The organism is Mesorhizobium sp. BR1-1-6, from assembly GCF_020165355.1.
Lineage (GTDB): Bacteria > Pseudomonadota > Alphaproteobacteria > Rhizobiales > Rhizobiaceae > Mesorhizobium.
Map to the genome: position 1 here is coordinate 1 of NZ_JAIUHZ010000019.1, position 23,376 is coordinate 23,376.

Here is a 23,376-nt window from a genome sequence, read left to right on the forward strand (position 1 = left end):
CCTGCCTTTCTGATTTCGATATTTATCCTGTTTTCTGCTGCCCAGGCCTCTGCTCTCCAACTAAAACCCTTCAAGGACGATCTGTTCGCCTATCCCGCTACGCTCTCGTCAGACACCAACGGCGACTACACGGTGATCGACTACCGCGAGATGCGCGACATCAACCAGCGCGACGAGGTGCCGGAAAAGCGCGTGCATGCACAGTATACCGATACCGGTGTGCGCAAGGTGCAGCAGGATCTGCTGTTGAAAACCGATGCCGGCGACGTCCGGCACATCGCTGTAGGCAAGACGCAAGGGGCTTCCGTCATCGTGCTCTACCTGCACGGGCAGGGCGGCAGCCGCAAGCAAGGTGTCGACGACTTCACCTTCGGCGGCAATTTCAACCGCATCAAAAACCTGATGGCAGGCAATGGCGGCCTTTATCTCAGCCCTGACTTCCCAGATTTCGGCGACAAGGGGGCGGCACAGGTCGCGGCGCTGATCGATCACTATGCGCAACAGTCGCCGGGCGCGAAGATCTTCGTCGCCTGCGGCTCGATGGGCGGCGCATTGTGCTGGAAGCTTGCCGCCCGCACGGACACAGGCAGGCAAATCGGTGGGCTTTTGCTGCTTGGCTCGCTGTGGGACGAGAGTTTCTTCTCCAGCCTTGCCTTCAGACGCCACGTGCCGGTTTTCTTCGGTCAAGGCAGCCATGACGTGGTCTTCCCCGTGGCAAACCAGGAATCCTTCTTCCGGTCCATCATCGCCAAGTCGAAAGCCTATCCGACCCGCTTCGTGCGCTTCGAGACCGGCACGCACGGCACCCCCATCCGCATGGTCGACTGGCGCGGCGCGTTGAACTGGATGCTGTCGAAGGCGCCGTGATCGGACCTCGCGGGGCTCAGGGAGCGGTGTTGTAGTCGACAACCGTTTGCGGGTTTTCCTCGCCGTCATAGGAGGCGTCGACGTCGTACTGGACGAGTGAAAAATCGCCGTTGCGGAACAGATAGGTGCCTGCTGACGAGGCATCGCCGGCGCCGCGCCACTTGTTGAAGGTGGTTATCGTGTGGGCGTCCTGGTCGTAGCTGGAATTGGTCGCCCAGCCGGTGGTCCGGAAGCCGACGATGTGCATGGATTCGACCTTGCCTTCGCTGTCGTTGTTCACGTAGCGGATGTCCATCTCCGGTTCGGTGAACTGCAGTTGCCTGACGCCGTTCGCCTCGTCGGTCATGTAGTAGATCGAGCTTTCATTGTAGGCGGCCGCCGAGCAGGAAAAATGGAACAGGCGCGTTTCCTTGTCGGGATCGCCGGCCGCCGCATCCTTGTCCCTGTATTTGATGGAAAAAATCTCCGGCTCCTTGGCCGCGAGATCCTTGTCGCATTGGTCGCTATAGCTGGCCAGGAAAGCCTTCTTGGCCTGCTCCAGCGCTGCATCCCTCTTCGGCGGCGGCGGGCCGTCGCCACAGCTAGCCGGCACAGCCTCCTCGAAGTCCGCGCTCGACGGCTTCAGCGCTCCGCTGTCGATGAAGATCGGCTGGAATGGCGGCGCCTGAATCTGGGCATTGACCTGGCGCAGCGTGTAGCAGCCGGCAAAGACCTTCGCCTCGCCCTTCTTGTCGGTTGCCTGGATGGCGACCGGCACGCTGTAGTAGATGCTGCCTGCCGCGCCCTCGTTGGATACGGCGCCGGTCCTGACATCCACCTTGTCGGTACCGTCATAGCCCTTGACGAAGCTGTCGAAGTCCTTGGCCGGCTTGGTATCGCCATAATAACCCCAGGCACGTGCGAATTCATGCCGGTTGATGGCACTGTAGAGCGAGCGGACAACTGCCTCGGCGCTCGACCTGTCATCGACGTAGGGCGCCTCGTCGGCAGGTGCCGACTGGGCGATCGAGGCAAGGGAGAACAAGGCAGTCGCTGCGAGAAAAGCGTGTCTCATCGGGAATCTCCACGCGGTAACGGAGATTCTACCACGGTGATTGCGGCGACGTGGTGACGCCTTGCGGGTATCGCTTGAAGAATCGCCCGGGAAGGCGCTAGTTCGCGCTCGCGGCGCTTCAACTGCCCCGGGAGATAATTGCGTGACCCTATCCATGTATGAAGTATCGGTGGCTGTGTTTTCGGCCCGGTTGAAAGCGCTGTCCAGCGTGCTGTCCACGGCCGAACAAAACGCCGGCGAGCGCAAGATCGACCCGCAGGTGTTCCTGACGGCGCGGCTGGCGCCCGACATGTTCGCCTTGACCAGGCAGGTGCAGATCGCCACCGACCATGCCAAGGGAGCCCCATCGCGGCTCGCCGGCCGGGAGGTTCCCAAATACGAGGACAACGAGGCGAGCTTTGCCGAATTGCATGCGCGCATCGCTAAGACGCTTGACCATCTGGCGACGTTCTCCGCGGCCGATCTGGAAGGTTCGGACGAGCGGATTGTCGAGGTCAGGCTCGGCGGGCGCGAGGTCTCGATGGCCGGTTTGCAGTATCTCCTGCATCTGGCCATGCCCAACTTCTATTTCCACCTCACCACCGCCTACGACATTCTTCGCCATAATGGCGTGCCGCTGGGCAAGGCAACGTTCCTGGGCTCGCGTTGACGGATCACGTCGTCAAGGCGTTGCCCGTCCGGAGCCGGAATATCCCTGGCTGGCCGAACTAGCGAACGGACATTTCGCGGGCGATGCGCGGGAAATCGGCGGGCTTGATGCCGATGTCGGCGCGGTCCGCATTGCTCATGGAATGCAGCAGCGCGAGCGCGGCACGATAACGCAGATGTTCCTGCGGCCGTGGCCGCGCGAACATTTCAGTGAAGAACCCCATAATCCAGGCCCCTGTTGGACCTCCCAGCGTCCGAGTATAGGGGATTCGTGACGATTGTGCAGTGCAGCATTTGCATGCCTGCCATGCTCTGCAAAATTTTTCTGCCATGATCCTGCATCGCCTGAAACTTTCGCAGATCGCGAATCGTATCCCTCTCGCTGGCAGATGGCCGGTTTTTCCTCGCCGCTTCTGGCGAATTCCGGACTGCACCAACCCCAGTCCGGCTTTTTGTGACTGACCGGCGTGGTCCGGCCCCGTAAACCTTCAATTGTTAAAATCGGCGGCATGCATTTTTAACGAGCCGACCCTAAGGTGGATGTCTCGAACACACCGTGAGACTGGGGAGGCTGACATCGTTACCAGCGCCAAGCGGGATTTCGCTTCGTTGCTCGATGACCTCTTCGTCGCCTCCGACAAGGACGGGGGAGGCGAAGAGGCGGCCACTCGCCCATCCATTCCGTTTGACTATCTTTCCGTCGCCGACGAGCTCCATTCGGGCCGCATCAAGGTTTCTGGCAGCGGATTTGCCACGGAATATCGCGAGGCAGGCGCGGATCTCGCCGCAGAGTTCGCGGCCCTGCTCGATCATGCGAAGCTGGCACTTGCGGGCGAAGAGACAAGGCCCGAAGAAAAACTGCCTCCGATCGATCCCGAATCGATTGCCGTGGAATTGGGATTGGACACGCCTAAGGCTGTCGCCGACTTTGGTCGCATGCGCCGCAGTTTCGCCTTTTCCAACCATCCCGATCGCGTCGCGCCGCACCTGCGCCAGCGCGCCATGATCCGCATGCAGGTGGCCAACATGCTGATCGACGAGGCCAAGCGGCGCGCCCTGGCAGGGGCTTGCCGCTAGCGCAGTCTGGTTCACGCAAAAGTCGGCTTGCCGAGGCTTGGAGAGCGCCTCTGCTTTCTTGTAGGATGAAACTTCCTTCCCCGCGCAGCCGCGCAAACTTTCCCGCCGGAGCACACTTCCATGCACAAACGCCGTCTCGGTCGGACCGATCTTCTTGTCACCCAGATCTGCCTCGGTTCGATGACTTGGGGCCAGCAGAACACCGAAGCCGACGGCCACGCTCAGATGGACCTGGCCTTTTCGCGCGGGGTGAATTTCATCGACACTGCCGAGCTCTACCCGATCCCGCCCAAGGCGGAGACGCAAGGGCGGACCGAGAAGATCATCGGCAGCTGGATGAAGGCAAAGGGCAACCGCGACAAGGTGATACTCGCCTCCAAGGTCGTCGGCCGCACCGCAAACAGCTGGTTTCGCGGCGACAGGCCGTCGCAGCTGGTGCGCACCGATATCTTCGATGCCGTTGAAAAATCGTTGGCCAGGCTCGGCACGGACTATGTCGATCTCTACCAGATCCACTGGCCGGAGCGGGACATACCTTGGGGCGCCAATCCGACGCGCGTGGGGGCCGTGGCGCGCCGCGCTGATTCCGTCGGGGCGCCGACCGGTGAAACGCCGATCGCGGAGACGCTTGCCGTCTTCGATGAGCTGGTAAAGGCCGGAAAGATCCGTCATTTCGGCCTGTCGAACGAGAGCTCCTGGGGCGTCATGCGCTTCATTGCAGAGGCTGACAAAGCTATTGGTCCACGCGTCGCCTCGATCCAGAACGCCTATAATCTGGTCAACCGGACCTTCGAGGTGAACCTCGCCGAAGTCTGCGATCGCGAAGAGGTCTCGCTGCTTGCCTATTCGCCGCTCGCGCAGGGCTATCTCTCGGGCAAATACGATCACGGCGCGCGCCCGCAGGGGTCGCGCTCGCAGCTCTTCAACCGCGGCCAGCGTTACGAGACCCCCAATGCCGCAGAGGCGCAGCTTGAATACAACGAGCTGGCGCGCTCCTTCGGCCTGGAGCCGGCGCTGTTCGCCAACGCCTATGTATCGAGCCGGCCCTTTGTCACGTCGAACATCATTGGCGCGACGACCATTTCGCAGCTGGAAATGGCGCTGTCTTCAGTGGAGGTTGTCTGGACCGAAGAGATGCAGAAGGCAGTGGACGCCATTCATCAGCGGGTCGGCAATCCCTGTCCTTGATCGACTCGGAAGTTGAATTATCTGGGAGTAACAGCGGGATGGAGACGATGGTGGATTTTCCGATCGAAACATTGCGTGGAAAATTTCCCGCTCTCGCTCTGACCGATGGAGGTCTCAGGCGCAGCTCGACCTGTCAGCGTGCCTTGGTGCCGAACCCGGTCAGGAAAGCGGTGAGGTTGTCACAGAGTTCGTCGCAGAGATAGCCGCCTTCCTGAACGATTGTCGTCGGCAGGCCGAGCTTGGCGATGGCTTCGCCGATGCGCGAGAAACCTGGCGTCGTCACCGAAAGCCCGCCGAACGGATCACCCTCGAACGCGTCGAGCCCGAGCGCCACGACCAGCGCGTCGGGCGCGAAGGCGCGGATGCGCTGGAACGCCACCTGAAGCGCTTCCAGAAACGCCGCGTCGGCGGATTTGCGTGGCAGCGGCAGGTTGAAATTATAACCGAGGCCGGGGCCTTCGCCGCGCTCGTCAGCATGGCCCCAGAAGAACGGATAAAACCGCACCGGATCGGCATGCAGCGAGACGGTGAGCACGTCGGGCCGCCCATAGAAAATGCCTTGCGTGCCGTTGCCGTGATGCAGGTCAACGTCAAGGATCGCCACGCGTGCCGCCTGTTTGCGCAGTACCTGCGCCGCCACAGCCGAATTGTTGATGAAGCAGAAGCCGCCGGCGACGTCGGCGAACGCATGGTGACCGGGGGGGCGGCAAAGCGCATAGGTGGCCGGCGCGCCCGCCATCACCGCTTCCGCCGCCTCGACCGCGCTCCAGGCGCTCCACAGCGCGCTTTGCCAGGTCTCGCCAGAGATCGGGCAGGCCGTGTCGGCCATGTGGTACCCAGCCTGGCCGACCGCGGAGGCCGGATAGGAGCCGTTGCGCGCGATCGGGTGAATGTTGGGGATCACTTCAGCCGAGGCACCCTCAATGCGTTGCCAACGCGTGTAGATATGCTCCAGGAAATCGAGATATTCGGGCGTGTGCACCGCCGCGACCGGACCAAGTCCGTGATTGCGCGGCCGCTCGATCGTGCAGCCGGCCGATTTTGCGCCTGCTAACAATCTCTCGACGCGCTCCGGCTTTTCGGGATTGGGCTGCGGGGCGCCGCTGGAAAGGAAAGCCTTGGGGTCGTGGCGCTTCTGCTCCTGCGCGTAGAAGGCTTTCATTCTTTTTCCTCCGGCGCGTCGGCAAAGGCGAAGAAAGCGTCGCCGATGATCTTCTGCGTCTGCTCGTAGCTCGACCAGGCGATGCCCAGCCTTTCATAAAAGGCCTTTGCGCTCTCATTGTCGGTATCGACGGACAATCTGAGATAAGCGCCGCCTTGCTTGCGGCACTCGGTCGCGACGCGCCGCAGCAGGCGCTCGCCGATCCTGCGACCGCGAAACCGGTCCTCGACATAGAGGTCCTGCACATAGACGCCGGGCCGCCCCATCCAGGTCGAGAAGATCGGGAAATAGAGGCACAGTCCGGCGAATTCGCCATCGACTTCGGCGATCAGGGTCGAGAAGGCAGGTCTTTCGCCAAAGCCCCAGGTCCTGAGATCGTCTGGCGTTGAGACGATTTCTTCGGGCGCGCCGATATGGGTGCCGAGCTTCAGAATTGCGGCATGGATGGTTTCGACGTCTTCGATTCGTCCGGGGCGGAGGAGGATTTTTTCCGGACTTGTCATGGCAAGCAGGGAGCCAAGGTGTGACGGAGCACTATCATCTCAGCCAGTCGCATTAAAACGCTACCCTGTCGCCACCCTTCAGCGCCAGCATGTCGCGTGCTTCGGCCGGGGTGGCAACCTCCAGCGACAGTCCATCGAGAATGCCACGGATACGGCGCACCTGATCGGCATTGGATTTCGCCAGCTGGCGGCCGTCGTAGAGACTGTCTTCGAGCCCGACACGGACATTGCCGCCCATGGCCGCGGCGATCGAGATCAGCGGCATCTGGTGGCGGCCCGCGGCCAGCACCGAGAACTGGTAGCTGTCGCAGAACAGCTTGTCGGCGATGCGCTTCATGTGGATGAGATTGTCCGGATCGGCGCCGATGCCGCCAAGAATGCCCAGCACGAATTGGATGAACAGCGGCCCCGACACCAGCCCACGGTCGCGGAAATGCGCGAGCGAATAGAGATGGCCGACATCGTAGCACTCGAATTCGAAACGCGTGCCGCAGCCCTTGCCCAGTCTCTCGAGAACGCCCTCCATATCGGCGAAGGTATTCTTGAAGATCGTGTCGCGTGTGGCTTCCAGCAGCTTCGGTTCCCATTCGTGTTGCCATTCCTTTGGCTTGTCGAGCATCGGGAACAGCGCGAAATTCATCGAGCCCATGTTGAGCGAACACATTTCGGGCTCGGCCCGCAAAGGTGCCGCCAGCCGCTGGTCCAGCGTCATCAGGGAGGAGCCGCCGGTTGTGATGTTGATCACCGCCGACGTCGCCTGCTTGATGCGCGGCAGGAACTGCATGAACACGTCCGGATCGGCCGTAGGCCGTCCGTTTTTTGGGTCGCGGGCATGCAAGTGCAGGATCGAGGCGCCGGCCTCGGCCGCGGCGATGGCATCCGCCGCGATCTGGTCCGGCGTTACCGGCAGATAAGGCGACATGGACGGTGTATGCACCGAGCCGGTGACGGCGCAGGTGATGATGACCTTTCTCGGCGCCATTGTTTTATCCCCGGCCTTCGACCGGAAGGTCGAGTTCGGCAGCCAGAACTTCGAGCGAGTCGCCGATGATGGAGATGATCTCGCCGACCTGCTCGCTGGTGACGATCATCGGTGGTGCGACCATGAAATTGTCGCCGTCGACACCGCCCTTGACCTTGCGGCCATAGATGATCAGCCCGCGCTCATAGGCGAGGTCGAGCAGGCGCTGCGTCGCCTTCCTGCTCTGGTCGATCGGCCGCAGCGTTTCGGGATCGGCAAGCATCTCGGCGCCGGTGAGCAGGCCCTTGCCGCGCACGTCGGCGATGAACGGGAAGCGCTTGGCTAGCTCTCGCAATCCGTCCATCAGCACATCGCCCATGGCGGCGGCATTGGCGATCAGGTCGAGGCGGCCCATTTCGCCGAGCACGGCCAGCCCTGCGGCGCAGGCGAGCGGATTGCCGGCATAGGTATGGCCGTGCTGGAAGCCGCCGGAGGCGAGCAGCGGCTGCACCAGCCGCATCGGCGCCGCCAGCGCGCCGAGCGGCGCGTAACCCGATCCCAGGCCTTTTGATAGCGCGACGATGTCCGGCTTGCAGTTCCAATGGTCGCCGCCGAGGAATTTTCCCGTGCGGCCGGCGCCGCTCATCACTTCGTCATGGATGAGCAGGATGCCGTAGCGGTCGCAGATTTCGCGGATGCGCCCATAATAACTGTCCGACGCGACAAGCGCCGCTGTCGCCGCGCCGCCGATCGGTTCCATGATGAAGGCGACCACGCTCTCCGGCTCCTCGGCCAGGATCTTCTCCTCCAGCATGTCGGCATAGCGGAGACCGCGCTGTTCCATCGAGAGATTGTCGCGGTCGCGCCAGGCCGCCGGTGCCGGCACGGTCGGCATCACCCGCATCATTGGCGTGAAGGTCTCGGCCAGCGCGTAGTCGCCGGTGATCGACAGTGAACCCAGCGTGCCGCCGTGATAGGAGGGGAAGCGCGTGATCACCTTCCAGCGGCTGGCTTGGCCGGTAGCCACCGCCCACTGCCGCGCCAGCTTAATGCACGATTCGGTCGCTTCCGAGCCGCCTGAGACGAAGAAGATGCGGTCCATGCCTTCGGGCAGCTTGCCGGCCAGCTCACGCGCCAGCTCTTCTGCCGGTTCGTTCTCGAAATGCAGCCGGTAGGCGAAGGTGGCGCGGTCCATCTGCCGCTTCATGGCGTCGAGCACATTGCGGTTGGAATGACCGATATTGGCGACCATCGGGCCGCTTGATCCGTCGATGAAGCGGCGGCCGTCCTGCGTCCACATATAGATGCCCTCGGCACGGTCGATCAGCGGCCGGCGCAGGCTGGAGAGATAGAACAGATGCGATTGGCGCCGGGCTTCGGTGTCCGGGGCGGCGGTCTGGGCTTTCGACATGTCAGGACTTTCCGAGATAACGATCGAGGACATTTTGGGTAACGCGTTCGACCATCGGGTCCTGCCTCAGCAGGCCGGCGACCCATTCGCAGCTTCCGGCGTGGAAGACCTCGCCCTTGCAGCGCGGGAAATTGACGATCATGCCGTTGCCGCGTTTGACTTTTTCCAGATTGGCGTCGCTCCGATCGCCGAACAGCGTCTCGGCGCTGAAGCGACCATCCTCGTCGGTGAGAAACTGATCCTCGATCGGGATATCGGCGCTTTCCTCGACCTGGCTGGCCATGCCGACGGCGAGAACCTGCAAGCCGTCCGGTGCGCCGCTGGTCGCGGTCGGGTAGGGAAGGCCGCCGCGGATTTCGAAATCCAGCCCGTCGACCTCATAGCCATAGACATGGCTGTCGGCGCCAAGCAGGTCGCCATAGTAGATGCCGGTTCCGGCAAAGGCCCAGTGCTCGGGCCGATACACGGGAAAGCCGCGCACGCCGCGTGGCGCGCAGCCGCCCCATCCGGCATAGAGGCCGCGTGTGGCGTTGAGCCCGAAGGTCGCCGAACCCGGCCGGCCGATCTCGGGCGCCTCCCAGGAATTGGTGGCGCGGGTGACGTCGCCGCCGCGATAGGCGGGGTCCTCGGCTCGGGCGCGGTATTTGTAGCAGACCTGCCGCCGGCCTTCATCCTCCAGCCGCGTCTGCCACATGAAGTTGCCGGCGAAGCGCGCCGCATGGCCGCCACGTTCGACGTAGCTGTCGACCGCATCGCGCATTTCCCAGGTCCAGTACTCGTCATGGCCGACAAAGACGGCGCAGTCGTAGCCATCGAGAATGTCGGGCGAGAAATGCAGATCGTGCTGGCTGGCGAGATCGACGGCGTAGCCCGCCCGTTCGGCGAAGCGGAAGAAGTGGCTGTCATAGCTCGCCCAGCCCGACGATGCGTATTTCTTCGAATGGCCGGTGGCGAGCGCCCATTCCATGTGTGGATAGCGCGGCACTGTCTTCGGCGGCACCGCGACTTCCAACGGCACACGCGGCGCCTCCTTGGGCAGCACGACGAAGCCGCGGCACCAGGGGCGCTGCGTCGAGACGATCGGAGAATATTCGTTACGGTCCGGCCCGGTGATGCCCTGGTAGTGATTGGAGCCGCCCCAGGTGTTGTAGGCGAGCCAGGTGCCTGTCGCCGCCACCTGCAGCACACGGCCTGGCTTCTTGCCGGGCAGGGGCGCGACGATGAAAAGATGATGGGATTGGATCGGCTTGCCGTCGCGGCCTTCAGCAGTCAGCGTCACCCGGTAAGCGCCGGACGGCCAGTCGCTGCCGACGCTGAATTCGAACGAGGCTTCCCAGCCGCAGCCTTCGGCCGAGCACTGGTCTGGACTTTCCTGCCAACGCGCCGCAATGCCGGACTTCTCGAACACCTTTGTCTCGGTGCCGCCGTCGCGGACGATCGTCATGCTGAAGGACGGAGCCGTCGAACTGACATGCAGCGTCACTGTCTCGCCGGCGCGGTAGGAAAAGCGGTCGCTGTAGCACCAGATTTCGCCGCGCTCGCCATCCATGCCCGGCCACTCATAATAGTGGCCGCGCACTGCGTGCCGGCGCTGCTCCGGCGTCAGTCCGAAATCGGGGAATTCAGTGGTCAATCTGGTCATCGTCGTACTCAGGCGGAAAGGTATTTCTTGAGGAAGGTGCGGGTGCGTTCTTTTTGCGGGGCGCGGAAGATGTCGCCCGGCGGGCCTTCTTCCACCACCACGCCGCCATCCATGAACAGCACCCTGTCGGCCACTTCGCCGGCAAAGCGCATTTCGTGCGTTACGATGAGCATGGTCATGTGCTCGGCGGCAAGCTGCTTCATCACCGCGTTGACCTCGTCGACCAGCTCCGGATCGAGCGCCGAGGTGGCCTCGTCGAACAGCATCACCTTGGGCTGCATGGCCAGCGCGCGGGCAATCGCGACGCGCTGCTTCTGCCCGCCCGAAAGACGCGAGGGATAGGCGTCGATCTTGTCGGAGAGCCCGACCTTGGACAAAAGACCAAGCGCCAGCGCACGAGCTTCGGCTTTCGGCATGCTTTTCAGGATCACCGGCCCCATCGTGATGTTCTCGATCACGGTCAAATGCGGGAACAGGTTAAAGTGCTGGAACACCATGCCCATCTGCTGGCGCACCTTGTTGATGTGCCTTTCGAACGCCTGGCCATGCAGCTTCTGGTTGACCTGCAGGCCGTCCAGCCAGACCTCACCGCTGTTCAAACCCTCGAGATGGTTGATGGAACGCAGCAGCGTGCTCTTGCCGGAGCCGCTCGGGCCGATGATTGCGACGATCTGCCCACGTTCGACCGATAGGTCGATACCTCTGAGGACCTCGACGGCGCCAAACGATTTGCGTGCGCCGCGGACCTCGACCATCGGCCGCTGCGTGCTCATCGGGAAACCTCCACATGTCTTTCGAACCTATGCAGGGCCGCTTCGAGTGCGAGGTTGAGAATGTAGTAGAGCGCGGCGGCAGTGATGTAGAATTCGAAAGGGCGAAACGTTTCGCTGATCGCCAGTTGCGCCGAGTGAACCAGCTCGGCAATGCCGATGACCGAGACGATGGAGGATTCCTTCAACAGCGCGATCAAATTGCTGCCGATCGGCGGCGCCGTGTTGCGGATGGCCTGCGGTATCACGACATGGCGCAGCGTCTGCCACTTGCCGAAGCCGATGCTGCGTGCACCTTCCGTCTGGCCGACATCGACGGCCACGATGCCCGCGCGGATGACATCGGCATTGTAGACGGCAAAATGCAGTCCAAGGCCGACAATGCCGGCCACGAGGGCAGGGATGTCGATGCCGACCTGCACCAGGCCAAAATAGATCAGGAAGAGCTGCAACAGCAGCGGCGTGCCCATGAACACCCACATGAAGGCGCGCACGGGGTAGGCCAGGATTGCCGGCGCGTAGAGTACGACAACCGCAAAGAAGATGCCGCCGGCGAAGCTAAGCGCTCCCGCCGAGACCGTCAGCACTGATGTCCACCAGGCGCCGGTCAGCAGAAGATCCCAGTAGGGCGCGATGACTGTGAAATCCAGGCCTTGCATCGTGTTCTGCCTCAGACGATCGCGAAGCGTTTGTCGAGCATGTCGACTATGCGGGCGACGGCATAGACCATGATCATGTAGAGCAGGGCCGCGACGCCGAAGATTTCGAACGGCTTGTAGGTGGAGCCGATGAAGCGCTGCGCGGTGTAGGTCAATTCCACGACCGAGATGGTGGACACCAGGGCCGAGCCTTTCAGCAGCGCAACCGTGTTGACGCCGAGCGGGCGGATCATCAGCCTGGCGGCTTGCGGCAGCACCACCTTGCGCAAGGTCTGGAACCGGCCGAATCCGATCGTGCGGGCTGCCTCCGTCTGGCCGCGGTCGACCGCCACCACCGCGCCCCGGATTGATTCCGCCATATACGCGCCGATATTGAGGCCGAGGCCGATCACGCCGGCCGCGAACGGATCCAGATTGATGCCGATCTGCGGGCCGCCGAAATAGAGCACGAAGAGCTGGATCAGGCACGGTGTGCCGCGAAACAGGCTCACATAGAGCGTGCCGACGGCCCGCAGGATCGTCGATCTCGACATTCTTGCGGTCGCGGCAAGTGCTGCCACGGCCAGCCCCAGAACCAGGGCCAGCGCTGTCAGTTCCAGCGTCACCAAGGCGGCTTCCACGAAGAACGGGAAGACGCGCTGCATCAAGGAGAAATCCATGGAATGGCCCGGCGCAGTGGCTTTCGGCTTCAGGCGGCCTGGACCGCCGAAGCCTGGCGAAGTTAGCGGATGTCGCTGCCGACCCAGTGCATCGATATCTTCTCGTAGGTACCATCGGCCATCATGCCGTCCAGCGCCTTCTGCATGGCGGCCTTGAGCTCGGGATTGTCCTTGCGGATGGCGATGCCGATGGCGACGCTGCCGCCTTCGATACCCGGCGTGTCGAGCTTGCGTACCTTCTCGCCGGTCTCCTTGACGGCGACCATGACCGGAATGTTGTCGACGACGATGGCGTCGACGCGGCCCGCCTTCAATTCCAGCAGCAATTCCGGCAGCCCCTTATAGGTGCGGATGTCCCAGCCGCCCTGTTGGCGCGCCCATTTCTCATGCGTTTCGCCGAGCGTCACGCCAAGGGTCTTGCCCTTGAGTTCGTCGAGGCTCTGCACCTTGGAATCCTGGTTGACGAAAACCGCACGGCCGGCGTGATAGTAGGGGCCGACGAAATCGACCACCTTCTCACGCTCCGGCGTGATCGTCATCGAGCCGACCACGGTGTCGTATTTGTTGGCGAGCAGGCCGGCGATGATGCCGTCCCAGGCGGTCGTGATGATGGTGCCCTTGACGCCGATACGCTCGGCGATGGCCTTGCCGATATCGGCGTCGAAGCCGACGACCTCGTTCTGGTCGTTGACGAAGTTGAAGGGGGGATACTGCCCGCTCATGGAAATCTTCAATTCGCCCGCCGCCTTGACCTTCTCGAGGTCATCGGCCCTGGCCGAGACGTTAGCGAAGGAAGACGCAAACAGCAGCGCCGCGACGGCAATGCCGGAAAATACCTTGTTCATTTGAAACCTGTCCTCTGGATGGAGCGCGAAGGCTTGTTCTTGGGAGGCGTTGGGGCGCACTCCTGACGGCAATGATTGCCTTTGCGGTAGCATTGCGCAAATAGATAATGGAAATAGGGAGCATAGATATCAGGAATGGCATTGCCGCGCCCCGAACGGCTGGTCTGGGATCTGGACTGGAACCTTTTGCGGACATTCGTCGTCATCGCGGAGGTGAAGAGCATCACGCGTGCCGCCGAGAGGCTGAACCTCAAGCAGCCAAGCGTCAGCAATGCGCTGCGGCGGCTGGAAGACCGGGTCGGCCGGCGGCTGGTCGAACGCGATGCGACGCGCTTCGAGCTCACCGAGGTTGGACGGCTTCTCTACGAGCAGAGCATCGAGGTGTTCGGCACCATATCGCAGCTGCCGCTCTTGATGCGCGGCATCAGCGACGATGTCACCGGCCACGTCATGATCGCGACCGCCAGCCATGTGGTCTCGCCGCTGTTCGATCGGGCGCTGTCGGAATTCCACCGCAACTATCCGCGCGCCAGCATCACCATTTCGGTCGCGGCAAGCACCGAAGTGGCCAAGCAGGTGAGGGAGCGCCGTGCTTCGTTTGGCGTCTGCCTGGTCAGCCAGCGCGATCCGGCGCTGCAATACGACATGGTCTATCGCGAGTTCTTCGGCTTCTTTTGCGGGCCGCGGCACAGGCTCTATGGGCAAACCGGACTGACACTCGCCGATCTCCGCGACGAGCCGTCAGTATCGTTCCAGACCGACCATATTTCGGATGCGCTGCGGCCGGTCGCACTGTTGCGTAGCGAAGCACGGCTGAACGCCGATGTCGTGGGCGTTTCGTCGAGCCTGGAGGAGGTGCGGCGCATGATCGTCGCCGGGCTCGGCATCGGCCCGCTGCCGCTGCATGTGGCGCGGCGCGATGTGGCCGACGGCGCGCTGTGGCGGCTGCCGCCCTATGATGCGCCGCCGGCCATCGATATCTTCCTGCTGGTCAATCCGGACAAGGCGATGAACCGCGCCGAGAAGGCGTTGCTGTCAGGGCTGCAGGCGCTGATTGCCGAGACGCCGCTCGAGGACCGTATCTACAAAGGCTGATACGCAATATCGACTGCGCGGCGGCAGACAAACACGGTTGCCTCCGCCCTATTCGTCGCCACGCCCTTGGCCCTCGTCAACAAAGCGACTATCTCAGGACAAGGCGGCGTTCCGCTCGGGGGGTCGACATGCTCAGAGTGCAGAAGGTCAAGGTCGACGACATCTACGTGCCGACGGCGCGTAAGAAGACGCTGCATCCCGAGACGGTCCGTCATCTCGCCGAGGACATTCTGGAAAATGGCATGAAGATGCCGATCCAGGTCCGTCACGACGGCAAGCGTCATATCCTGGTAGAAGGCCTGCATCGGCTGGAAGCGGCCAAGTGGCTCGGCGAGACCGAGATCGATGCCTATCTGGTGCAAGCCAAGCGCCACTGACGCGTCCTCGATTTCGCCGTTGATCCCCATCCACGGGAAAGCCCCGGAATTTCTCCTTGATGATGTCGGTTTGCATTTCGCTGGTTCGTCCTTGGGACGGAAGCCGGGTCAGACCAATATTCTCGATCGGTTTTCGCCCAGGTTGGGGCCGATGCACCAGCCAGCTCAAGAACGCACCGACACACGGACAGACTGGAGGAGATCGATATGTCCAAAGCCCTGCTTTTCGCCATTCTTGCTTCGGCCGCGGCGCTTCTCGCCTGTCCGGGCATCGCCAACGCAAACGAGGTAAAATCTGCCATGACGACCGAAGCGAAGACACCGCCGAAGCCTGAAAAATCCGGCCTGCTGCCGATCAACGGCCTGAATTACTATTATGCCGTCCACGGCAAAGGCGAGCCGCTGCTTCTGCTGCATGGCGGTCTCGGCACAGCGGACATGTTCGCCCCCATTCTGCCGAAGCTTGCCGAACATCGCACTGTCATCACCGTCGACCTGCAAGGCCATGGCCGCACCGCGCTTGGCGACCGGCCGTTCACGCTGGAGGCGATGGGCGACGACATGGCTGATATCGTCAAACGGCTTGGTTACGGCGAGGTCGACGTCATGGGTTATTCTCTGGGCGGCGGTGTCGCCTTCCGGATGGCCGTCCAGCACCCCGAAGCGGTGCGCCGGCTTGTGCTGGTCTCGACCGGCTATGCCGCCGACGGTTTCTATGACGAGATGCGCCCGCAGCAGGCGCAAGTGAGCGCGGCAGCGGCCGATTTCATGAAGGACACGCCGATGTACAAATCCTACGTCGCCGTGGCGCCGCATCCCGAGGAGTTCCCGAAGCTGCTCGACACGCTCGGCAACTTCATGCGCCAGAACTACGACTACTCGGCCGATGTTCCCAAGCTGAAGATGCCGGTCATGCTGGCCTACGGCGACAGCGACATGTACAAGCCCGAGCACGAGATCAAGTTCTACCAGATGCTCGGCGGCGGTTTGAAGGACGCCGGCTGGATGCGTGAAAACCTGTCGCGGAACCGCCTGGCGATCCTGCCCAACCGGACCCACTACGACGTCTTCTTCGCTCCAGAGCTGACGGCCGCCGCGCTGCCGTTCCTCAACGGTGAGACCAAGGTGAAGAGCTGGGATGAGGTGGTCGGCGAAACCGAATAGCTTGCCCGGCATTGGCTGCCGGCGGTCTCCTTCGAGGCGGCCGGCAGTTTTTGTCGCCGCAGCCATCGCAGCCGTCGATGGGATCGCATCAATGCTATTGAATTGACCCGATGTCGGGCGTCGATAGTCTCGCATCAAATCTTCTCGGGAATGGATACGGCAATGGCTAAATATCAGGGCGGATGCCTGTGCGGAGCGGTGCGTTATCGCGCCGACGTCGAGCCCGTCAACGAACGCATCTGCCATTGTCGGCTTTGTCAAAAGGCGATCGGCGCCGCCTTCAACGCGCGTGTGCTGTTTCGCATCGACGATGTGACGGTCGAAGGGCCGTTCGCGATCGTGAACAGCTCGCCGGATGTTAAGCGCGGGTTTTGCCCAAGCTGCGGTACGACGATGTTTTCGCGGCGCGATGCCGCCGGCATCATGGGCGTCACCACCGGGTCACTCGACGATCCGTCCGTCTTCAAGCCGCAGATGCATATCTGGACCGCCTCCAAGCAGCCCTGGGTGGTGCTCGATGACGGCTTGCCGCAGCACGAAGGCGCGCCGCCTGCCTGAGGCCTCTGGCCTCCCTTCTCGTCTTAGGAAAGAAAATGGATCTGCGCTCGAGCGCCGAGACGGTTGAGCCGTGCTGGATGAAGTGCGGCATTGCCGCATCCACCCTTCGGGCCAACAGAAGGGTGAAGTTACGTTACCGTGACCAAAATTAATCGAAACAGTCACGAAATAACCGAAACAGTCACGCGAAAGCCGGCAAAGCGTCATTGGCGAGCCATCATTGTCTTCCTATTTAACCGGTGCGGGCCGGCATTCGAGGAGACGACGGATGAACGACAGCATCAGTACCCTGGACGAGCTTTTGAGCGATCCGATGGTCCTGCTTGTGATGGAGCGCGATCGTGTGCGCCCGGAACAGGTGCGCATGCTGCTCGAACGGGCGCGTCGGCCTTCCGTCGAGGAGCCGGTTGTCCCGCCGGCGCACGTGATCGCCAGGGCGTGCCAGAAACTCTGGCTGTGCCCCTGATCGCATCGTGATTTCCTCCAGTTTTTGCAGACCGGCCCGCCGGCCCGGTCTGGACACTGCCTGGCGCTGCCAGCGCGCCGAGGCGGCGCGGTGTTGATATTCGACACGCCTTCCGCACTCGGTGACCCATTCCCGGGCGCCAGTTCACAAATCCGTAAATTGATTTTCCGGCCCATGGCGGTATGGCTTGCCCGGGCCGATCGCCAGCGGTCGTCTTCAGCGCACTCGATCTCTCATATATGGAATTCGACATGGCCGGCAGCTGCATGCAAGGGATGGACATGGGCTTTGTCGGCCTGGGCTACGCCAAGGTCGCATTTCTCGGCTTGGTGCAAGGCATCACCGAACTGCTGCCGATTTCCTCGACCGCCCACATGCGCGTCGTCCCGGCGGTGCTGGGCTGGCAGGATCCCGGCTCCGCTTTCTCCGCCGCCATGCAGCTTGCGGCCCTCGCCGCGGTGATCAGCTACTTCTGGAACGATGTCAGGGACATCCTGTCCGGTTCGGTCAGTGCCTTGAAACGGCGCGATTTGGCCGACCGACATTTCCGGCTGGCGCTCTGGATCGTGCTGGCGACGATCCCGATCGTCATCGCCGGCGTGGCTCTGTCTGGTATGCTCAACGCCTGCAATTCGCCGTTGCGCGGCCTCGGGGTCATCGGCTGGGCCTGCATCGTGATGGCACTCCTGCTGGCGCTGGCCGAACTCCGTGCCCGCCATGCGCGAACCATGGGCCAGGCGTCCATGGCCGATGCGCTGCTCGTCGGCATCGCCCAAATCGGCGCATTGATCCCGGGCGTCTCGCGGTCCGGTTCGACCTTGACGGCAGCACTGGGGCTCGGCTTCAAGCGGGAAGAAGCGGCGCGCTTTTCATTCCTGCTTGGGCTGCCGGCCATCGCACTCGCCGGTCTCAAGGAGCTTTGGGAACTGCACAAGGCCCATCTCGATGCCCATGGCTGGTCGATCCTCGCGGTCGGCCTGGTGGTTGCCTCGCTATCCGCCTTCTTCGCCATATGGGGCCTGATGCGCGTGCTGGAACGCTTCTCAGCCTGGCCTTTCGTCATTTATCGCGGCGTGCTCGGCATCGCCCTGCTGCTGGCCCTGGCGATGGGATGGCTTGCCTGAAGCAATCCCGGAAAAGCGCGCAGCGGTTTTCCGCCGGCTTCAGACAAGGGACTAAAAGGCAACCCCAGGAACGTGCGAGCCGGTGTTGCTTCGGCGCAACCCCGGTCGGGCATGCGTCGATCGCCAAAGATGTGATCGGCCGCCTTCATTGACTCCAGGCAAAATCCATCTTTAACGTTCTGTTAACAAAAATAGATGGGTGGGGCCGTATGGCATCCTCGGTGGGTTGGCGCCGCAAGGCGAGGGGTTTGGGGTTTGCGTTTGCGCTGACGGCTTTTTGTTCGGCCGCGGGTTTGGCGAATGCGGGACCGCTTTCCATGACCATCGGCGGGCAAACCTCCCAGCCGATCGGGCACTATGATTTTTGCAAGGTCCATTCTGCCGAATGCTCCATCCGCTCGCCCGCCAACGCTCCGGAGAGCATGACCGGCCAGCTGTTGCGGGAAATTTCCGCCGTAAATCTCTCGGTCAACACCCGCGTCAAGCCGATGAGCGACATGGACAATTACGGCAAGGATGAGTGGTGGGCCTACCCCGATAACGGATTTGGCGACTGCGAAGACTACGCGCTTGAAAAGCAGCGCGAACTCCAGGCCGCCGGCATTGCCATTGCCAATCTGCTGATGACGGTGGTGCGCAAGCCCGACGGCGAAGGCCACGCCGTGCTTACGGTGCGCACCGACAAGGGCGATTTCGTCCTCGACAATCTCAGCGACAAGGTTCGTCTCTGGAACCAGACAGGCTATCGCTATCTGAAGAGACAGGCGAGCGACAACAGCGGTCGCTGGGTTTCCATCCTTGGCGGCGACGAGCGGCTCGTCAGCTCTGTTCAATGATGTCGCCGATGTCTTGCGTCGGCAGCCGCACTTCGACCTTGGCCGTTTGATCCATTCCCGCTTGGGACCGTTCTTGCGTCGTGCCGGCGAATGCTGGCGGCGGCTCGTTGGAACAGGCAATCCGGTGCGCGCATGGATCTTTTGACTGTCCTCCAATCCGCGCCATTACTGCTCGCGCTGATCAAGACCGCGCTGCCGTCGGCGGCGGCGATCATGGGGGTCGGCCAATGGTTCGCCTCGTTGCCGCCGTGCCGCGACCTCGTCTTCGAGGCCACCAGCTACCTGGTCTGCGAGGTCGATCCCAGGCAATATCGAATCGAATTGTTCTGGAAGGATCCGGCCGGCAAGCCCTATCACTCGCTGCACAATCTCGACGATGCCCAGCGGCGGGCCGGGCGCACGATGCTGTTCGCCATCAATGCCGGAATGTACCATCCAAACCTCGCGCCGGTCGGCCTGTATGTCGAGCGCGGGCAGGAACTGGCCTCGGCGAAGGTCGGGTCGGGAAGCGGCAATTTTTCGCTCCAGCCCAATGGTATTTTTTACATCAGCGACGGCAAGGCCGCGGTCCGCGCGACAAGGGATTTCCTAGAGAAGCGTCCGCCCACCGATTATGCCACGCAGTCCGGGCCGATGCTGGTGATCAACGGCCGATTGCACCAGAAATTCCGGGCCGACAGCACCTCGCGCAAGACGCGCGACGGTGTCGGGGTGCGAAAGGACGGCGTCGTCGTCTTCGCCATTTCGAATGGCACGGTGACATTCCATGCATTCGCGCGCCTGTTTCGCGACGGGCTCGGCTGCGACAATGCGCTGTTCCTCGACGGGTCGATATCGAGCCTGCTCGCGCCGGCCATCGGCCGCAATGACGACTACTGGAACCTGGGGCCGATGATCGGCGTCTTCAGGCGATAGGATGGGGCAGGCGTAGATTGCGCTTGTCGTCGCGCACGGCCCACACCCGCAACCGTGCCGAACATGCTTAAAAACTTGATTCAATCTTTATTGGTAATTTCTCGTTCATAACTAGACCTGGTTTGTCCGTCGGCCGTTGCCTTCGGTCTGTTGTGTTTGAGTACAGGTCCAGATGCGGTTACCAGGCGCCGTCAGTTTCGTGATCGCAACGCTGTGCCTTGCCGGCTGCTCGTCGACATCCGGCATGGACGCGCTGGACATCCAGAAGCCGTCGAACGAGATCACCAACTCGGTGGTGCGACCAAGCGCGCCGATCGCATCCGCCCCAGTGACCAAGGCCGAACGGAGAATGGCAGCCGAACGGAGGGTGGCGGAAGCCACGCCGGTGGACGAGAATGTCCGGCCTTACGGCCTGGCGGAGGAAGAGACGGTGGCGTTTCCGGCGCCCGACCTGCCGGACAGCGTCGAGCCGCCGGTCGTCGAGCCGGCGGCGCTGGTATCGCCGCCGAAGCTCTTGTCGCGGGTGGCACCGCCGATGCTGGCCGGGCCTGTCACGCGCTACGGCTTTCGCGATGCCAAGCCGATCAATTTCGGCCGCTCCTCGCCCCGCCATCTTGCCGTGCATGGCGTCGACGTGTCGCGCTGGCAAGGCAACGTCAACTGGGAGAAGCTGCGCGCCCAAGGCGCCAACTTCGCCTACATCAAGGCGACCGACGGCGGCGACCATCTCGATCCGATGTTCACCAGGAATTGGCGCAACGCCGACGCCGCAGGGCTGAAGCGCGGCGCCTATCACTTCTTCTACTGGTGCCGCACCGCCGGCGAGCAGGCCGACTGGTTCATCCGCAACGTGCCCAGGGTCGAGGGCGCCTTGCCGCCGGTGATCGATGTCGAATGGAACGGCGAATCCAGCTGTAAGCGGCGCCCGTCGCGCGAGAAGGTGCTGGAGAAGATGCAGGTGTTCATGGACAAGCTTGAACGCCATTACGGCCAGCGGCCCATCATCTACACCGCGCCCGATTTCTACCGCGACAATCTGCAAGGCGCCTTCCTGGACTACCCGTTCTGGCTGCGCGCGGTGGCGAGACACCCATCGAAGGTCTATACCGGCCGCAAATGGCTGTTCTGGCAATATTCCGGCTCCGGCCTGTCGCATGGCGTAACCGGCCGCATCGACCTCAACGTCTTCCACGGCGACGAACGGCAATGGCGCGCCTGGGCCGGCGGCCGGCAGATGGTGGCCGACGCGGATTGAACCGTCGGCTCCGTTCAGGCGCTTTGCGCCGCCGGATCGGCGGTCAGCGGCAATTTCAGGATTTCGCTAACCACCCGCTCACCTTTTCGCAATTGGGTTCTCCAACTCGACGATGCCGGCGACACCGCTCTTCGTGCCGACGACATCTTCACGCCGGAGGGCCTCTACAGCCTGACGCCGTCAGAGCACCCGAATGCTCGATTTGAGGACCATGTGGCCAAGGAATTCTATCGTCTGCGAGCCGCCGAGAGAGACGACAAATTCACACTCTGAGGCAGAGGGTCAACGCTTCGCCCCAGTCGGTTCGCCCTCCGTTTGACAACGACCAAGTCGTCCAGGCCCTCATCATATTCGTAGGCAACACCGTCGGCGACAACGACCTTGTGTGGGTTGGCAATTCGGCAAACCTGGCGACCAAGTTGACCGCCGAAAGCGCAGATTACCCGACCTGGATCACCGATCGTGTGTATAACTATTTGGATGACGGTCAGAAGCTTTCAAACGGAACGAACATGTGGAAATCATGGAAGTGGACTAAGCACAATAACGATGTGATCTATTCGTCTACTTACTACTGGAAGTTCTGAGGGCTGGGGTGATTGACAGATTCGTCGGCGAAGGTGGGCGGCGGCTTCGAGTGGAGGCTCTGCGCGGGCAGAAATTGGTTTCGGGCAACGGTGCACTGGCCGAAGAGCTGGCTGACGCCGTTGAATTGATCTCCTTGGGGAAGGGGCGGGTACTCATCCAGCAAGGCGGCCACGACAATGACGTTTATTTCATCATCGCGGGCTCGTTCGAAGTCGTTGTTAACGGCCGTCGGGTAGCCGCCCGTGGCCCTGGCGACTGTGTCGGCGAGATGGCCGCCATTGAGCCGACACAGAGAAGATCGGCGATGGTGGCTGCGAGCGAAGCCTCCGTCGTAGCCCGGTTGAGCGAAGGGCAATTCACCGAAATCGCCTCCCGCTATCCGGAAATGTATCGCTTCATCGCCAGGGAGCTCTCCAGGCGGCTGTTGCAGCGGAACGCGACGATCGGCGCATATCGAGATAGGATTCGGGTGTTCCTGATCTCGTCTGGCGAGGCCGTGGCCGTCGCAAGGATAATCCAGAACGCACTCAGCCGGGACTTCCTGGTCGTTCCGTGGACCGACGGGGTGTTCAAGGTCGCGAGCTATCCCCTCCAAAGTTTGGAGGACGAGTTGGAAAAGTGCGATTTCGCGATTGCGGTCGCGCATGCCGATGACATGACGGAAAGCAGAGGCAGGGACTGGCCCAGCCCGAGGGATAACGTCGTTTTCGAACTTGGTCTGTTTATGGGTCGCTTGAACCGTCAACGCGCAATTCTGATGGAACCCCGAGAGGAGAAAGTGAAGCTTCCAAGCGACTTGGCAGGCGTAACGACGATCCCCTATCGCTATGTGCCCGGGGACGACGCCGCTGCCTTGATGGGGCCGGCCTGCAATGACCTGCGAGACCACATAAACAGGTTAGGTCCATTCAATGGATAGCATACCCGGCGATACGGCGTCGCAACAAGCTCCGACGAGTAGCTTAGCCTAGTGGAGAGCTGACACCCAGTTCTCGCCGGCTTCCCACACGATCTGGACAGCCCAGACAATTGGCGGGGCTGCCATGCAGACAAACGAAGCCAGAACCATGCGGCCGGCTGCGTTGAAGGTCTTGAATTTACGATTGGCGATGCGTGCCTGCACGGCCACCTGGACAGCTAGGTCATCCAGATATTCGGCGGTGAACGACTGTCCTTCTACAGGGTAGTACCGCTGTTTGGCGGCCGGACCGAAATCGTCGATTTCCAGGGATGCGATGTCGCCGAAGTAAAGAAGGTTGCTAGTTTCCTTCCGTTCAGGGCGAAGATGGTGCAGCAATCTTGGAAGGAAGGACGCGAGCGTCACCACCGCTGCCACTGCCAGCAACGGCAGAGACACCAGAAAGGCAGCTCGAAACCCGATCGGAGGCTCGTCCGTGGAACGGAGGATTCCGATTATGAATCCCATCCACACGGAGCAGAACGTAAGCAGTGCTGCGTTCTTGGCTTCCGCGAATTTGACGAGATCCATCATTCGACCGTGGTTGGCGGCCAAGGCCTTTTCATAGCTTTCCTGCTGATCGTCCTTAGCCAT

General features: G+C 62.1%; 26 protein-coding genes. 14 read left to right on the forward strand and 12 right to left on the reverse strand.

Features of this window, described 5'->3' with window-relative positions; all coding sequences use genetic code 11:
- Positions 1–9: 9 nt before the first annotated feature.
- The gene (locus tag LB545_RS25150; RefSeq protein WP_224706039.1) at positions 10–867 is read left to right on the forward strand and encodes an alpha/beta hydrolase family protein; all 858 of its coding nucleotides are present in this window, start codon (positions 10–12) and stop codon (positions 865–867) included.
- Between the two features lie 16 nt (positions 868–883).
- On the opposite strand, the gene LB545_RS25155 is transcribed toward LB545_RS25150, so the two are convergent.
- Positions 884–1,921 (reverse strand): DUF1176 domain-containing protein, encoded by a 1,038-nt coding sequence (locus tag LB545_RS25155; protein WP_140493792.1) that lies wholly within the window; start codon positions 1,919–1,921, stop codon positions 884–886.
- Between the two features lie 142 nt (positions 1,922–2,063).
- Here LB545_RS25155 and LB545_RS25160 point away from each other — a divergent pair, with 142 nt between their 5' ends.
- The gene (locus LB545_RS25160) at positions 2,064–2,570 is read left to right on the forward strand and encodes a DUF1993 family protein (RefSeq protein ID WP_140517685.1); all 507 of its coding nucleotides are present in this window, start codon (positions 2,064–2,066) and stop codon (positions 2,568–2,570) included.
- 58 nt (positions 2,571–2,628) lie between these two features.
- On the opposite strand, the gene LB545_RS25165 is transcribed toward LB545_RS25160, so the two are convergent.
- Entirely contained in the window at positions 2,629–2,901 is a 273-nt protein-coding gene (locus tag LB545_RS25165; protein ID WP_181172778.1) for a hypothetical protein, read from the reverse strand.
- A 277-nt stretch (positions 2,902–3,178) separates the two neighbouring features.
- Here LB545_RS25165 and LB545_RS25170 point away from each other — a divergent pair, with 277 nt between their 5' ends.
- Positions 3,179–3,646: a hypothetical protein gene (locus tag LB545_RS25170; protein ID WP_224706040.1), complete on the forward strand. Its 468-nt coding sequence runs from the start codon at positions 3,179–3,181 to the stop codon at positions 3,644–3,646.
- A gap of 120 nt (positions 3,647–3,766) precedes the next feature.
- Entirely contained in the window at positions 3,767–4,834 is a 1,068-nt protein-coding gene (locus LB545_RS25175; protein WP_140631646.1) for an aldo/keto reductase, read from the forward strand.
- A gap of 133 nt (positions 4,835–4,967) precedes the next feature.
- Here LB545_RS25175 and LB545_RS25180 read toward each other — a convergent pair whose 3' ends face one another.
- From LB545_RS25180 to LB545_RS25220, 9 genes are all read right to left on the reverse strand, one after another.
- Positions 4,968–5,996 (reverse strand): histone deacetylase family protein, encoded by a 1,029-nt coding sequence (locus tag LB545_RS25180; RefSeq protein WP_224706006.1) that lies wholly within the window; start codon positions 5,994–5,996, stop codon positions 4,968–4,970.
- The gene (locus LB545_RS25185; protein WP_140517682.1) at positions 5,993–6,499 is read right to left on the reverse strand and encodes a GNAT family N-acetyltransferase; all 507 of its coding nucleotides are present in this window, start codon (positions 6,497–6,499) and stop codon (positions 5,993–5,995) included. Before LB545_RS25185 ends, LB545_RS25180 begins: the two co-directional genes overlap by 4 nt.
- Positions 6,500–6,551: 52 nt before the next feature.
- Complete coding sequence (locus LB545_RS25190) at positions 6,552–7,481, reverse strand: 3-keto-5-aminohexanoate cleavage protein (RefSeq protein WP_224706007.1); 930 nt, start codon at positions 7,479–7,481, stop codon at positions 6,552–6,554.
- Between the two features lie 4 nt (positions 7,482–7,485).
- On the reverse strand, positions 7,486–8,871 hold the full coding sequence (locus LB545_RS25195; protein ID WP_224706008.1) for an aspartate aminotransferase family protein: 1,386 nt from the start codon (positions 8,869–8,871) through the stop codon (positions 7,486–7,488).
- A 1-nt stretch (position 8,872) separates the two neighbouring features.
- Positions 8,873–10,513 carry a N,N-dimethylformamidase beta subunit family domain-containing protein gene (locus tag LB545_RS25200; RefSeq protein ID WP_224706009.1) on the reverse strand — a complete coding sequence of 547 codons (1,641 nt, stop codon included), beginning with the start codon at positions 10,511–10,513 and terminating at the stop codon, positions 8,873–8,875.
- A gap of 8 nt (positions 10,514–10,521) precedes the next feature.
- Complete coding sequence (locus tag LB545_RS25205; protein WP_140493771.1) at positions 10,522–11,286, reverse strand: amino acid ABC transporter ATP-binding protein; 765 nt, start codon at positions 11,284–11,286, stop codon at positions 10,522–10,524.
- Positions 11,283–11,942 carry an amino acid ABC transporter permease gene (locus tag LB545_RS25210; RefSeq protein ID WP_140522073.1) on the reverse strand — a complete coding sequence of 220 codons (660 nt, stop codon included), beginning with the start codon at positions 11,940–11,942 and terminating at the stop codon, positions 11,283–11,285. Before LB545_RS25210 ends, LB545_RS25205 begins: the two co-directional genes overlap by 4 nt.
- Positions 11,943–11,953: 11 nt before the next feature.
- Positions 11,954–12,601: an amino acid ABC transporter permease gene (locus tag LB545_RS25215; protein WP_140522075.1), complete on the reverse strand. Its 648-nt coding sequence runs from the start codon at positions 12,599–12,601 to the stop codon at positions 11,954–11,956.
- 62 nt (positions 12,602–12,663) lie between these two features.
- The gene (locus tag LB545_RS25220; RefSeq protein WP_140493765.1) at positions 12,664–13,446 is read right to left on the reverse strand and encodes an ABC transporter substrate-binding protein; all 783 of its coding nucleotides are present in this window, start codon (positions 13,444–13,446) and stop codon (positions 12,664–12,666) included.
- 135 nt (positions 13,447–13,581) lie between these two features.
- Here LB545_RS25220 and LB545_RS25225 point away from each other — a divergent pair, with 135 nt between their 5' ends.
- From LB545_RS25225 to LB545_RS25270, 10 genes are all read left to right on the forward strand, one after another.
- Entirely contained in the window at positions 13,582–14,541 is a 960-nt protein-coding gene (locus LB545_RS25225) for a LysR family transcriptional regulator (RefSeq protein ID WP_140493763.1), read from the forward strand.
- A gap of 128 nt (positions 14,542–14,669) precedes the next feature.
- Positions 14,670–14,918, forward strand: a complete 249-nt coding sequence (locus LB545_RS25230) for a ParB N-terminal domain-containing protein (protein ID WP_006206067.1) — start codon at positions 14,670–14,672, stop codon at positions 14,916–14,918.
- Positions 14,919–15,125: 207 nt separating this feature from the next.
- Positions 15,126–16,082: an alpha/beta fold hydrolase gene (locus LB545_RS25235; RefSeq protein ID WP_140493761.1), complete on the forward strand. Its 957-nt coding sequence runs from the start codon at positions 15,126–15,128 to the stop codon at positions 16,080–16,082.
- A gap of 162 nt (positions 16,083–16,244) precedes the next feature.
- A complete protein-coding gene (locus LB545_RS25240) occupies positions 16,245–16,640 on the forward strand; it encodes a GFA family protein (RefSeq protein WP_224706010.1) in 396 nt (131 codons plus the stop codon).
- 268 nt (positions 16,641–16,908) lie between these two features.
- Positions 16,909–17,106 carry a hypothetical protein gene (locus LB545_RS25245; RefSeq protein WP_140493757.1) on the forward strand — a complete coding sequence of 66 codons (198 nt, stop codon included), beginning with the start codon at positions 16,909–16,911 and terminating at the stop codon, positions 17,104–17,106.
- Between the two features lie 251 nt (positions 17,107–17,357).
- Positions 17,358–18,230 (forward strand): undecaprenyl-diphosphate phosphatase, encoded by an 873-nt coding sequence (locus tag LB545_RS25250; RefSeq protein WP_140493755.1) that lies wholly within the window; start codon positions 17,358–17,360, stop codon positions 18,228–18,230.
- 209 nt (positions 18,231–18,439) lie between these two features.
- Positions 18,440–19,066 (forward strand): transglutaminase-like cysteine peptidase, encoded by a 627-nt coding sequence (locus LB545_RS25255; protein ID WP_140561002.1) that lies wholly within the window; start codon positions 18,440–18,442, stop codon positions 19,064–19,066.
- Positions 19,067–19,198: 132 nt separating this feature from the next.
- A complete protein-coding gene (locus LB545_RS25260) occupies positions 19,199–19,981 on the forward strand; it encodes a phosphodiester glycosidase family protein (RefSeq protein WP_224706011.1) in 783 nt (260 codons plus the stop codon).
- Positions 19,982–20,153: 172 nt separating this feature from the next.
- The gene (locus tag LB545_RS25265; protein WP_224706012.1) at positions 20,154–21,236 is read left to right on the forward strand and encodes a GH25 family lysozyme; all 1,083 of its coding nucleotides are present in this window, start codon (positions 20,154–20,156) and stop codon (positions 21,234–21,236) included.
- A gap of 637 nt (positions 21,237–21,873) precedes the next feature.
- Complete coding sequence (locus LB545_RS25270) at positions 21,874–22,743, forward strand: TIR domain-containing protein (protein WP_224706013.1); 870 nt, start codon at positions 21,874–21,876, stop codon at positions 22,741–22,743.
- 48 nt (positions 22,744–22,791) lie between these two features.
- On the opposite strand, the gene LB545_RS25275 is transcribed toward LB545_RS25270, so the two are convergent.
- Positions 22,792–23,376: a Pycsar system effector family protein gene (locus tag LB545_RS25275; RefSeq protein WP_224706014.1), complete on the reverse strand. Its 585-nt coding sequence runs from the start codon at positions 23,374–23,376 to the stop codon at positions 22,792–22,794.